Source organism: Pseudomonas sp. 58 R 3 (assembly GCF_900006605.1).
In the GTDB taxonomy this organism is placed as follows: domain Bacteria; phylum Pseudomonadota; class Gammaproteobacteria; order Pseudomonadales; family Pseudomonadaceae; genus Aquipseudomonas; species Aquipseudomonas salomonii.
The window spans coordinates 175820-188947 of sequence record NZ_CVTT01000059.1 but is presented as its reverse complement, the minus strand read 5'-3'; the positions used below and the strand labels follow the sequence as shown (position 1 = coordinate 188947).

Annotated in this window: 9 protein-coding genes; 5 read left to right on the top strand and 4 right to left on the bottom strand. The window is 60.8% G+C overall.

The window, feature by feature from the left end; all coding sequences use genetic code 11:
• The first annotated feature begins 31 nt into the window (after positions 1-31).
• From BFP92_RS17410 to BFP92_RS17400, 3 genes are read left to right on the top strand one after another with little or no spacing between them, the layout of a single operon-like run.
• Positions 32-949 (top strand): putative 2-dehydropantoate 2-reductase, encoded by a 918-nt coding sequence (locus BFP92_RS17410; RefSeq protein WP_065930440.1) that lies wholly within the window; start codon positions 32-34, stop codon positions 947-949.
• Positions 950-995: 46 nt separating this feature from the next.
• Positions 996-3032, top strand: a complete 2037-nt coding sequence (locus tag BFP92_RS17405) for a sensor histidine kinase (RefSeq protein WP_065930439.1) — start codon at positions 996-998, stop codon at positions 3030-3032.
• A gap of 2 nt (positions 3033-3034) precedes the next feature.
• Positions 3035-3613, top strand: coding sequence for a cob(I)yrinic acid a,c-diamide adenosyltransferase (locus BFP92_RS17400; protein WP_065930438.1), 579 nt, complete (start codon positions 3035-3037; stop codon positions 3611-3613).
• A gap of 108 nt (positions 3614-3721) precedes the next feature.
• On the opposite strand, the gene BFP92_RS17395 is transcribed toward BFP92_RS17400, so the two are convergent.
• The 3 genes from BFP92_RS17395 to secA form a co-directional block, all read right to left on the bottom strand.
• Positions 3722-4666, bottom strand: a complete 945-nt coding sequence (locus BFP92_RS17395) for a Nudix family hydrolase (RefSeq protein ID WP_065930437.1) — start codon at positions 4664-4666, stop codon at positions 3722-3724.
• Between the two features lie 19 nt (positions 4667-4685).
• Positions 4686-5903 (bottom strand): bifunctional glutamate N-acetyltransferase/amino-acid acetyltransferase ArgJ, encoded by a 1218-nt coding sequence (gene argJ, locus BFP92_RS17390; protein WP_017139797.1) that lies wholly within the window; start codon positions 5901-5903, stop codon positions 4686-4688.
• Positions 5904-6027: 124 nt separating this feature from the next.
• A complete protein-coding gene (gene secA / locus BFP92_RS17385) occupies positions 6028-8763 on the bottom strand; it encodes a preprotein translocase subunit SecA (RefSeq protein ID WP_017139796.1) in 2736 nt (911 codons plus the stop codon).
• Positions 8764-9068: 305 nt separating this feature from the next.
• On the opposite strand from secA, the gene BFP92_RS17380 reads away from it, so the two are divergent.
• Positions 9069-9524: a DUF721 domain-containing protein gene (locus tag BFP92_RS17380; protein WP_056858560.1), complete on the top strand. Its 456-nt coding sequence runs from the start codon at positions 9069-9071 to the stop codon at positions 9522-9524.
• A gap of 4 nt (positions 9525-9528) precedes the next feature.
• On the opposite strand, the gene BFP92_RS17375 is transcribed toward BFP92_RS17380, so the two are convergent.
• Positions 9529-11007: a helicase HerA-like domain-containing protein gene (locus BFP92_RS17375; RefSeq protein WP_065930436.1), complete on the bottom strand. Its 1479-nt coding sequence runs from the start codon at positions 11005-11007 to the stop codon at positions 9529-9531.
• Between the two features lie 204 nt (positions 11008-11211).
• On the opposite strand from BFP92_RS17375, the gene BFP92_RS17370 reads away from it, so the two are divergent.
• A complete protein-coding gene (locus BFP92_RS17370) occupies positions 11212-13101 on the top strand; it encodes a methyl-accepting chemotaxis protein (RefSeq protein WP_065930435.1) in 1890 nt (629 codons plus the stop codon).
• Positions 13102-13128 lie beyond the last annotated feature (27 nt).

The window sequence follows — 13128 nt, the reverse complement described above, 5'->3', positions numbered from 1 at the left end:
CATCGCAGGCGACCCTACGGAGCACAAACTGATGTCGACCACCTGGCATATTCTCGGCGCCGGCAGCCTGGGCACCCTCTGGGCCACGCGATTGTCGCGCGCAGGCCTGCCTGTGCGGCTGATAGTGCGCGACGCCGCGCGCCTGGCCAGCTATCACAAGGCGGGCGGCCTGACCCTGGTGGAACACGGCATAGAAAATACTTACCCGGTGATCGGCGAAACACCCGACAGCCCCGAGCCGATTCATCGCCTGCTGGTAGCGTGCAAAGCCTATGATGCCCAAAGTGCCATCGCTCAGCTGCAACACCGGTTGGTACCGGACGCTGAATTGGTCCTGCTGCAAAACGGCCTTGGCAGCCAGGATGCGGTGGCCGCGCAATTGCCCCAGGCCCGCTGTCTCTTTGCCTCCAGCACCGAAGGCGCGTTTCGTGACGGCGATTGGCGCGTGGTCTTCGCCGGCCACGGCTTCACCTGGCTGGGGGACGCGCGCCGCCCCACTCCCCCGCTTTGGCTGGACGACCTGCACGCCGCCGGCATTCCCCATGAGTGGAGCACCGACATCCTGACGCGTTTGTGGCGCAAGCTGGCGCTCAATTGCGCGATCAACCCGTTAACGGTGCTTTACCAGTGCCGCAATGGCGGCCTGCAAGCCCACCAATGCGAAGTCGCGACCTTGTGCGCCGAACTGAGCGAATTGCTTGAATGCTGCGGCCAACCCGCCGCCGCCCAGGACCTGCACACTGAAGTGGAACGGGTGATCCAGGCCACCGCGGCCAATTATTCGTCCATGTATCAGGACGTGGCCGCCAGCCGCCGCACCGAAATCAGCTACCTGCTCGGTTATGCGTGCCAGGCCGCAGCGCGCCATCAATTGGGACTGCCGCATCTGCAACAGTTGCAGGCGCGTCTGGTCGACTACTTGCACACACGCGGATTGGCCAGCGACTGAGGCACGCGCTACCCTGCCTACCTGTCTATTACCTGGAAAAAACCTGATGCCACTGCGCCAGCGTCTTGAAAACCTACCGGTAGGGCAGAAACTGCTGGCCGCCCTGCTGGTGCTGTTGACCACGGTATTGCTGGTGGCCAACCTGACGTTTATCAGCGCCGCCTATTGGATCTCCCAGGAAAGCATGGCGCCCCAGGCGTTGCAGGCCATCGGTCGATTGGTGTCCAACCCGTCGCTGGCCGCCGAAGCCCTTGAATCCCCGACCAAGGCCGACGCCCTGCTCAATGAGCTGACCAGCTATTCGCCCTTGCGCGCCGCTGCGCTGTACGACGGCGAAGGCACTTTGCTGGCGCAGATGCAGCACGGCAACCGCCTGCACCTGCCGGAAAACTACCGGCATATCGAAGCCTGGCGCCTTACCGAGTTTCGCAGCAACCAGGTCATCACCCTGCCCCGCACCGGCCAGCCATCCGGGCATTTGCTGTTGGTGGCCAGCAGTGAGTTGCCGGTGGCGTTCTATACCGGCACATTGACCGCCAGCCTCGGCATCCTGATTTTCAGCGTATTGCTGTGGCTGGTCATCGCCCGCCAGATCAAGCGCCTGATCACCCGCCCTATCCATGAGCTGGAAGAACTGTCACGCCAGGTGACCCGCGAAGAAAACTACGCCCTGCGTGCCGGGCGCGGCAACCATGATGAAATCGGCAGCCTGGCCGAAGCCTTCAACACCATGTTGTCGCGCATCGAAGCCCGCGAGCAGCAGCTCAAGCGTGCGCGGGACGACTCTCAGGCCGCCTACGACCAAGCCCAGGGCCTGGCCGAAGAAACACGCCACACCAACCGCAAGCTGGAACTGGAAGTGCAGGTGCGCAGCAAGATCGAGAAAAAGCTCACCGGTTTCCAGAACTACCTCAACAGCATCATCGACTCAATGCCGTCGGCGCTGATCGCTCTGGATGAACAGCTTTACGTCACCCAATGGAACCAGGAAGCCACGGCACTTTCCGGCACACGCCTGGATGAAGCGCTGAACCAGCCGATCTTTCTCGCCTTCCAGCCGCTCAAACCGTACCTGCCGCAGATAAAGGCCACGGTGGAGCAGCACACGGTCGAACGCATCGAACGCGTCACCTGGATCAAGGATGACGAACCCAAGCATTACGCCCTGACCTTCTACCCATTGATGGGCGGCGCCGGGCGCGGCGTGGTGATCCGTATCGACGACATCACCCAGCGTTTGTCCCTGGAAGAAATGATGGTGCAGTCGGAAAAAATGCTCTCCGTGGGCGGCCTGGCTGCGGGCATGGCCCATGAAATCAACAACCCGCTGGGGGCGATCCTGCATAACGTGCAGAACATTCGCCGGCGCCTGTCTCCCGACCTGCCGAAGAACCTGGAACACGCCGAACAGGCCGGAATCGAGCTGGAGACGGTCAACCATTACCTGCAAAGCCGCGAAGTCCCGCAATTGCTCGATGGCATCCAGCAAGCCGGCGCGCGGGCGGCGAAAATCGTCACCCATATGCTCAGTTTCAGCCGCCGCAGCAACCGCCAGATGGCGCCGTGCGATTTGCCCGCACTGATCGACCAGGCCGTGGAAATTGCCGGTAACGACTTCGACCTGACCATCGGCTTCGACTTCAAGGGCCAGGCGATCATCCGCCAGTTCGACCCCCAACTGGGCCCGGTGCCGGGCACCGCCAACGAGCTGGAACAGGTGCTGCTCAACCTGCTGAAAAACGCCGCGCAAGCCATTCACCTGCGTGAAGACGACAGCGAGCCGGGGCGCATCATCCTGCGCACCCGCCTCAACCCGCCGTGGGCGGAAATCCAAGTGGAAGACAACGGCATCGGCATGAGCGAAAACGTGCGCAAACGCACCTTCGAACCGTTCTTTACCACCAAGGAAATCGGCCAAGGCACCGGGCTTGGGCTGTCGGTGTCGTACTTCATCATCACCAACAACCATAAAGGCCAGATGGAAGTGCATTCCACCCTCGGCCAGGGCACCTGTTTTACCCTGCGCCTGCCGTTGGCCGGCAGCCAGATGCCCCCCTATGAACTGACTCAACTGGAGCAATGACCATGGGCTTTCGCCTGTCGAAGATCTACACCCGCACCGGCGACCAGGGCGAGACGGGCCTGGGTGACGGCCGTCGCGTACCCAAGGACCACCCTCGCGTGGAGGCGATTGGCGAGGTGGATACGCTCAACAGCCAGTTGGGCTTGCTGCTGGCCAGCCTTGAAGAACAGAGCGGCAAGCACCCGCAGCTCAACGAGGTGATCGAGGTGCTTACACCGTGCCAGCACCGCTTGTTCGATTTGGGCGGTGAGTTGGCGATGCCGGTGTACAAAGCGTTGAACGCCGCAGAGGTCGACCGGCTGGAAGCGGCGATTGACCGTTGGAACGAGGAGGTCGGGCCGCTGGAGAACTTCATCTTGCCCGGTGGTTCGGCGCTGATTGCCCAGGCCCATGTGTGCCGGAGCCTGGCGCGCAGTGCGGAGCGGCGGTGTCAGCAGTTGAATGCGATGGAGCCGTTGGAAGGCGTGGGGCTTGCGTATATCAATCGGTTGTCGGATGTGTTGTTTGTGGCGGCGCGGGTGATTGCCAAGCGCCAGGGTGTAGCGGAAGTGTTGTGGCAGGCGGCGGCGAAGCCCCACTAAGATCGTTCCCACGCTCTGCGTGGGAATGCAGCCCTGGACGCTCCGCGTCCCAAAGCGTGACGCGGAGCGTCACAAGAGGCATTCCCACGCGGAGCGTGGGAACGATCATCATGCCTCAGGCCAATACGCGCGAATGCCTGCCACGCCTTGAGCCCCGGCTTCCCAAGCCTGTTCCCGCTCAGCCGGCCCAACCCCGCCCAACAGAAACACCGGTTTGCTGAACCCACGGATCAACTCTACCGCCTGTTCCCAACCCAAAGGCTGGGCATCGGGATGAGTCTGGGTCGGCTGCACCGGCGACAGCGTGACAAAATCCACGTCCATCATCTCTGCCAGTGCCAGCTCCTCAGCGTTGTGGCAAGAAGCCGCCAACCAGCGATCCTTCGGCAGCGGTCGGCCTTTGCTCGCATACTTACGCAGTTGCGCCGAGGTCATGTGCCAGCCGGCGGCAGGGAAATCCCCGAGCCATTCGAACGGCCCTTTAAGCATCAGTTGCGCCTTGCCGGCACACAAGCCCACCGCGTCCACCGCCAGGTCACGGTATTTAGGGTCGTAACCGTTGGGCGCACGCAGTTGAATCAGCTTGATGCCACCGGCAATGGCTTTTTGAATGCCCCGCAGCAGGGTCGGCGTTTCCAACTCGCCCGGGGTAATCAGGTATTCAGCGGGCAAACGGGCAGCTGCAACAATCGGTGCATTCGCCGCCGGGAACTCATAGTTAAGCAAGTCCCGTGGCGTCACCCATTCCAACGGCTGCCCTTCTGCACCGTGGGGCTCGCCGGTAAAAGCCGAGACTTCCCAGACATCCAGCAACACCTGCTTGTCCGGGTAGTCATGCTGCACCTTGATCAACGGGCGCGCCGTGGTCACCAGGATGCCCAGTTCTTCCTGCAATTCGCGGGACAACGCGGCAACGACCGATTCATCCGCCTCTACCTTGCCGCCGGGAAACTCCCAGAGGCCGCCTTGGTGCTGGGTGTCGGCACGGCGTGCCAGCAGGATCCTGCCGTCAACGCCACGGATCACCGCTGCTGCTACATGCACTCGTTTCACCACGCGTTCCTCTTAGCTGTCAGGTGCGGTATTCCGCGTTGATCTTCACGTACTCGTGGGACAGGTCGGTGGTCCAGATGGTTTCGCTGCACTCGCCGCGACCCAGCTCGATGCGGATGGTGATTTCTTCCTGCTGCATCACCGCCGAGCCCTGGGCTTCGGTGTAGGTTTCGGCGCGGGCGCCACGGCTGGCAATGCACACGTCGCCGAGGAAGACGTCGATCTTGCTGACGTCCAGGTCCGGCACACCGGCACGGCCGACGGCGGCGAGGATGCGGCCCCAGTTCGGGTCGGAAGCAAACAGTGCAGTCTTGATCAGCGGCGAGTGGGCCACGGTGTAACCGACATCCAGGCATTCCTGGTGATTAGCGCCGCCGTTGACTTCAACCGTGACGAACTTGGTTGCGCCTTCACCGTCACGCACGATGGCCTGAGCCACGTCCATGCACACCTCGAACACCGCCTGCTTCAGCGCGGCGAACAGCGCGCCCTCGGTAGAGGTGATTTCCGGCAGGTTGGCCTGGCCGGTGGCGATCAGCATGCAGCAGTCGTTGGTCGAGGTATCGCCATCGATGGTGATGCGGTTGAACGACTTGTTGGCACCGTCGAGCATCAGGCGCTGCAGCACGTCGCGAGAGACTTTGGCGTCGGTGGCGATGTAGCCGAGCATGGTGGCCATGTTCGGGCGGATCATGCCCGCGCCCTTGCTGATGCCGGTCACGGTGACGGTCACGCCGTCGTGTACAAACTGGCGGCTCGCGCCTTTTGGCAGAGTGTCGGTGGTCATGATGCCGGTGGCCGCAGCCGCCCAGTTATCCACAGACAGGTCATCCAGTGCGGCTTGCAGCGCGCCTTCGATTTTTTCCACCGGCAGCGGCTCACCGATCACGCCGGTGGAGTATGGCAGCACTTGGCTGGCATCGACGCCGGTCAACTGGGCCAGCTTGGCGCAGGTGCGCGCAGCGGCAACCAGGCCTGGCTCGCCGGTACCGGCGTTGGCATTGCCAGTGTTGGTCAGCAGGTAACGGATCGAACCTGCCACGCGTTGCTTGGCCAGGATGACCGGTGCGGCGCAAAACGCGTTGAGCGTGAACACGCCCGCAACCGTCGAGCCTTCGGCACAGCGCATCACCACTACATCTTTGCGCCCCGGGCGCTTGATGCCGGCCGAAGCGATACCGAGTTCAAAACCGGCGACCGGGTGCAAAGTGGGCAAAGGACCAAGACCAACAGCCATGAATGCGCTCCTTAAAGAATAGGTGATGTCTGTACCGTCGCGATCAACGGTGAAATTAATGGCAAAACGCCGCGACGGCAAAGGCCGGTCGCGGCGCAGGGTGTTGCAGCGTCAGGCAAAAATCTTAGTTGATTTCGCCGTGGCAGTGTTTGAACTTCTTGCCCGAACCGCACCAGCACAGCTCGTTGCGGCCCAGCTTCTGGTCATTGCGGACCGGGGCTTGAGCCAAGGCCACATCGACCTCTTCGCCCAAGGCTTCCGGCGCTTCCAGACCCGGTGCTTCGTCATGCTGGAACTGCATGCGCGCAGCCAGTGCCTCGGCTTCCTGACGCAGGCGGGCTTCTTCCTCGATCGGGTCTTCGCGACGCACCTGAACGTGGGAGAGCACGCGAATCGAATCGCGCTTGATCGAATCCAGCAGCTCGGAGAACAGCGTGAACGACTCGCGCTTGTACTCCTGCTTCGGGTTCTTCTGGGCGTAGCCACGCAGGTGGATACCGTGACGCAGGTGGTCCATGGTCGACAGGTGGTCTTTCCACAGGTCGTCCAGCACGCGCAGTACGATTTGTTTCTCGAAGGTGCGCAGTGCTTCGGCACTCGCCTGCTCTTCTTTCTCGTTGTACGCGGCCAAAAGCTCGGTCATCAGCTTCTCGCGCAGGGTTTCTTCGTACAGGTGGTCGTCTTCGTCCAGCCACTGCTGAACCGGCAAATCCACACCGAAGTCGCTCTTCAACGCGGCTTCCAGGCCGGCAACATCCCACTGCTCAGGCAGGGACTGTGGCGGGATGTGGGCGCTGACGGTGGCATTGAGCACGTCCTGACGGAAGTCAGCGATGGTTTCACCAATGTTGTCGGCGGCCAGCAACGTGTTACGCATGTGATAAATCACTTTACGCTGTTCGTTGTTGACGTCATCGAACTCAAGCAGTTGCTTGCGAATGTCGAAGTTGCGGCCTTCAACCTTGCGCTGGGCCTTCTCGATGGCGTTGGTCACCATGCGGTGCTCGATCGCTTCACCGGACTGCATGCCCAGGGCTTTCATGAAGTTCTTCACCCGATCCGAGGCGAAGATACGCATCAGGCTGTCTTCCAGCGACAGGTAGAAGCGGCTCGAACCGGCGTCACCCTGACGGCCGGCACGACCACGCAGCTGGTTGTCGATACGGCGCGATTCGTGACGCTCGGAGGCGATTACCTGCAAACCACCGGACTCCAGCACCGCCTGATGGCGTTTCTGCCAGTCGGCCTTGATCTGGGCGATCTGCTCTGGGCTTGGGTTTTCCAGCGCTGCAACTTCCACTTCCCAGTTGCCGCCCAACAGGATGTCGGTACCACGACCGGCCATGTTGGTGGCGATGGTCAGTGCGCCTGGGCGACCGGCCTGGGCGATGATCTCGGCTTCTTTTTCGTGGAACTTGGCGTTGAGAACCTTGTGCTCGATGCCTTCCTTATTGAGCAGGTTGGACACGTGCTCGGAAGTTTCGATGGTGGCAGTACCCACCAGAATCGGACGACCCTGGGCCATGCCGTCCTTGATGTCATTGATGATTGCCGCGTACTTCTCTTCGGCCGTCAGGAACACCAGGTCGTTGAAATCTTTACGCGCCAGCGGCTTGTTCGGTGGAATCACCATCACGGCCAGGTTGTAGATCTGGTGGAACTCGAACGCTTCGGTGTCGGCTGTACCGGTCATGCCGGACAGTTTGTTGTACAGACGGAAGTAGTTCTGGAAGGTAGTCGACGCCAACGTCTGGCTTTCGGCCTGGATGTTGAGCATTTCCTTGGCTTCGATGGCCTGGTGCAGGCCTTCGGACAGACGGCGACCCGGCATGGTACGGCCGGTGTGTTCGTCAACCAGTACGACCTGGCCGTCCTGGACGATGTATTCGACGTTGCGATGGAACAGCTTGTGGGCGCGCAGGCCGGCATACACGTGGGTCAACAGGCCCAGGTTGTGCGCCGAGTAGAGGCTTTCGCCTTCGGCCAGCTCGCCGATCTGGGTCAGCATCTCTTCGACAAACTGGTGGCCGGCTTCGTTGAGTTCGACCTGGCGGGTCTTCTCGTCAATGGTGAAGTGACCTTCTTTGGTCACCACGCCTTCCACTTCCTCAACGTGCTGCACCAGGCGCGGGATCAACTTGTTGATCTCGGTGTACAGGCGCGAGCTGTCTTCGGCCTGGCCGGAGATGATCAGCGGGGTACGTGCTTCGTCGATGAGGATGGAGTCGACTTCGTCGATCACGGCAAAGTTGAGTTCGCGCTGGAATTTTTCTTCCATGCTGAACGCCATGTTGTCGCGCAGGTAGTCGAAACCGAATTCGTTGTTGGTGCCGTAGGTGATGTCACACGCATAGGCGGCGCGCTTTTCTTCCGGCGGCTGGAACGGCGTGACTACGCCGACGGTCAGGCCGAGGTATTCATACAGCGGGCGCATCCAGTTGGCGTCCCGGCGGGCCAGGTAGTCGTTCACCGTCACAACGTGCACGCCCTTGCCGGACAGCGCGTTGAGGTAAACGCCCAGGGTTGCCACCAGGGTCTTGCCTTCACCGGTACGCATTTCGGCAATCATGCCTTCATGCAAGGTCATGCCGCCGATCAATTGCACGTCGAAGTGGCGCATGCCCATGACACGCTTACCGGCTTCACGGGCGACCGCAAAGGCTTCAGGCAACAGCTTGTCGAGGGTTTCACCTTTGGCTATGCGGGCCTTGAACTCTTGGGTCTTGGCGCGCAATTGCTCGTCCGACAGGGCAACCATCTGCTCTTCGAAGGCATTGACCAGCTGCACCGTCTTGAGCATGCGTTTGACTTCGCGCTCATTCTTGCTTCCAAAAAGTTTCTTTAACAAAGGCGCAAACATATCGGCAGGTTCTTCCACACATAGGGATGGAGGGCGCACCGTGAGTGGCCCGAGCAGCCCTCACGGCCGCATGCGAACGCGCATTCTACCCGGAATCGTGGGTGAGGAAAGTGGCGTTATTCCCCGATGCTGGCATGGCGCTGTGAGAGGGCTTGTTTAAAATAAGGGCTTTTGCTGGAACTTCAACCCATCAAGCGCAGAAGTTACCTATTGATTTCACTCGCTTTGCCCTGCTATCGCTTTGCCTGGGGCCGCACAGGCGCTTTCTGCTAAGATGGCGGCTCTGTTACTTAAGGTGTCTAAACATGGCGTTTCGCCCACTTACAGCCCGCGCGCCCAGCGTGTTGCTCCGCGAAGCCAAACCGTTGAAAGCCATCTTCGGCCACGCGCAACGCTTGGGCCATTTGCAACGCCTTGTAGAAAGCCAGCTGCAACCTGCCGCCCGCGAACATTGTCATGTGGCGTCGTGGCGCGAAGGCAATTTACTGTTAATTGTCACCGACGGGCATTGGGCGACCCGCCTGCGCTACCAGCAAAAACGCTTGCAGCGGCAATTAATGGCATTTGATGAGTTTGCCAGCCTGACCCGCATCCAGTTCAAGGTGCAGCCGCCCACCGTGCAGCAAGGCGCAGTGGGCCACACCATGGACCTGTCGCAGAATGCGGCCGAAACCATTCAAGCCACGGCCGACGGCATCAGCGATCCGGGCCTGCGCGCAGCGTTGGAGCGGTTGGCCGCCCACGCCAGGCCCAAGCCCTGAACCGCTACTTGCGTTTACTGCCGCCCAGCAACGAGCCCAATAACCCGCGCACCAACTGCCGTCCCATTTGATTGGCCGCCTGCTGCATGGCGGATTTGAGCGCCTTGCCCGCGGTAGTCCCCAGGAACGCCCCGGCCTTGTCGGTAAAGCTCGGCTCTTCGCCGGACGGCTTGGCCTCCTCGGTCGGGCCAAGCTCCTTGCGCGCCATCACCACTTCATAGGCCGACTCACGGTCAATCGGCTTGTCGTAGCGCCCCAATAAAGGCGAACTGGCGATGATCGCAGCGCGTTCAGCCTCGGAAAGCGGCCCGATCCGCGATTGCGGCGGCGCCACCAGCACGCGCTGGACCACTTCCGGCGTGCCCTTTTCCTGCAACGCCCCCACCAGCGCCTCACCGGTGCCCAACTCGGTGAGCACCGACAAGGTATCGAACGCCGGGTTGGGGCGAAAACCGTCCGCCACCGCACGCAGGGATTTCTGCTCTTTGGTGGTGAACGCCCGCAAGCCATGCTGGATACGCAGGCCCAGTTGCGCCAATACCGTGTCAGGCAAATCCCCCGGGGATTGAGTGACAAAGTACACGCCCACGCCCTTGGAACGGATCAATCGCACCACTTGCTCCAGGCGATCCTGCAATGCCTTGGGCGTATCGGCGAACAATAAATGCGCCTCGTCGAAAAACAGCGCCAGCAACGGTTTATCGGCATCGCCACGCTCCGGCAGTTGTTCGAACAACTCGGCCAACAGCCACAGCAGGAAGGTCGCATAGACCTTGGGCGCCTCATGCACCAAGCGGCTCGCGTCCAGCAGGTGAATGCGCCCGCGACCATCGCCGGCAGGCTGCAAGATATCTTCAAGTTGCAGGGCCGGCTCGCCGAACAAGGCTTCGGCGCCCTGCTGCTCGAGCACCGCCAAACGCCGCAACAGCGCCTGGCTGGAACCGGTGGTCATCAGCGCCGCATCGTCGCCCAGCAGTTGCGGGTGATAACGCAAGTGGTTGAGCAACGCCTTGAGGTCTTTGAGGTCCAGCAGCAACAGGCCTTCGCGGTCGGCCACCTTGAAAGTCGCATAGAGCGCCGATTGCTGGCTGTCGGTGAGTTCCAGCAGGCTGCCAAGCAGCAACGGCCCCATTTCACTGATGGTGGTGCGAAGCGGATGACCGGACTGCCCGTGGATATCCCACAGCGTTACCGGATAAGCCTTCGCCGTGTAATTAAGGAAAGGCATGCCCGCAATGCGCTCGGCCACCTTGCCTTGCGGGTTGGCCGCAGCGCCAAGGCCGCACAAGTCACCCTTGATATCAGCGGCAAACACGGCCACACCCGCGTCGCTGAAGGCTTCCGCCAAGCGCTGCAACGTGACGGTTTTACCTGTACCGGTGGCGCCGGCAATCAACCCGTGACGGTTGGCCAGGCGCATGGCCTGAGCGATGGGCTGGCCGTCCAGGCCGGCGCCGATAAGGAGTTGCGAGGAATCAGGCATTTCGTCACCTTTGGTTAATCTTTAGTGCCGTCAGGTCGATACAGACAGAGGTAAGACCTACAAAGTCTAAAAATAGGTCAGATAGTTCTCACAGGGACCACCGGAATTATCACACGCAGTATCACACCTTTTTTGACGCTGTCATTTTGCGCGTCCCACGAGGACGCGCTTCGGATATTAAGACCTTAGCGGACCCTACAAGCCATGAATAAAAACCTGCGCTTCAGCCACAAAATCCTGCTTGCAGCCTCCCTTATCGTCATCGCCGCTTTTGCACTGTTTACCCTCTACAACGACTACCTGCAACGCAACGCGATTCGCGACGACCTCGATAATTACCTGCATGAAATGGGTGATGTCACCGCCAGCAACATTCAAACCTGGCTCACCGGGCGCATTGCCCTGGTCGAAAATGCCGCACAGAACATCGCCATAAACCCTGAACCCGCCGTGGTTGCCGGCCTGCTCGAACAGAAAACCCTGACTTCCTCGTTCATGGCCACCTACGTGGGTGACAGCAAAGGCGCCTTCACCATCCGCCCCGACACCAAAATGCCAGACGGTTTCGACCCACGGGTGCGCCCTTGGTACAAAGGCGCCCAAAGCAGCAACGGCTCAACCCTCACCGAACCTTACATCGACGCGGCGACCGGCCAGTTGATCATTTCCGTGGCCACCCCCAGCGCCAGGGCCGGGCAAAGCATCGGTGTGGTCGGCGGCGACCTGAGCCTGCAAACCCTGGTGGATAACATCGGCGCGCTGAACTTCGGCGGCATGGGCTACGCGTTCCTGGTCAGCGCTGACGGCAAAGTGCTGGTGCACCCGGACAAGAACCTGGTGATGAAGACGCTGGCCGACATGTACCCGAAAAACACCCCGAAAATCAGTGGTGATTTCAGCGAAGTCGAAGCCAATGGCAAAGACAACATCGTGACCTTCACCCCCATCAAAGGCCTGCCGTCGGTGAACTGGTACCTGGGTATTTCGGTGGATAAAGATAAATCCTTCGCCATGCTCAGCAAATTTCGCACCTCGGCCGTTATCGCCACGATCATTGCGGTCGTGATCATCATCGCGCTGCTCGGCATGCTGATCCGAGTGCTGCTGCAACCCCTGCACGTGATGACCCGCGCCATGCAGGACATCGCCGAGGGCGAAGGTGACCTGACCCGCCGCCTGAACATCCAGAATCACGACGAGTTCGGCACGCTGGGTAACGCATTCAATCGCTTCGTGGAGCGCATTCACACCTCGATTCGCGAAGTGTCCTCGGCCACCGAGCAGGTCAATGAAGTGGCCCTGCGAGTGGTCAGCGCCTCCAACTCGTCGATGGTCAACTCTGACGAGCAGGCCAACCGCACCAACAGCGTGGCTGCGGCTATCAACGAACTGGGCGCGGCTGCGCAAGAAATCGCACGTAACGCCGCCCAGGCGTCCCATCAGGCCAGCGATGCCCGGCACCTGGCCGAAGATGGCCAGCAAGTGGTCGAGCGTAATATCAAGGCAATGAACCAACTGTCCGAGATGATCAGCGCCTCCAGCAGCAATATCGAAGCGCTCAACAGCAAGACCGTGAACATCGGGCAAATTCTGGAAGTGATCACCAGCATCTCCCAGCAAACCAACCTGCTGGCGCTGAACGCCGCGATCGAAGCGGCACGTGCAGGTGAAGCCGGTCGCGGGTTTGCGGTGGTGGCCGATGAGGTGCGCAACCTGGCGCACCGCACTCAGGAATCGGCGCAACAAGTGCAAAAGATGATTGAAGAGTTGCAGGTCGGCGCCCGGGATTCGGTCAGCACCATGAGTGAAAGCCAGCGCCATAGCCTGGAGAGCGTCGAGATCGCCAACCTGGCCGGTGAGCGTCTCAACAGCGTGACCCAACGCATTGGCGAGATCGACGGCATGAACCAGTCTGTGGCCACCGCCACCGAGGAACAGACGTCGGTGGTGGAGTCGATCAACATGGACATCACCGAGATCAACACCCTCAACCAGGAAGGTGTGGAAAACCTGCAATCGACCCTGCGCGCCTGTACCGACCTGGAACAACAGGCCGCACGTTTGAAACAGCTGGTGGGCAGCTTCCGGATCTGATCCAAAGGCCCGCCGAGCGTTTAAGGC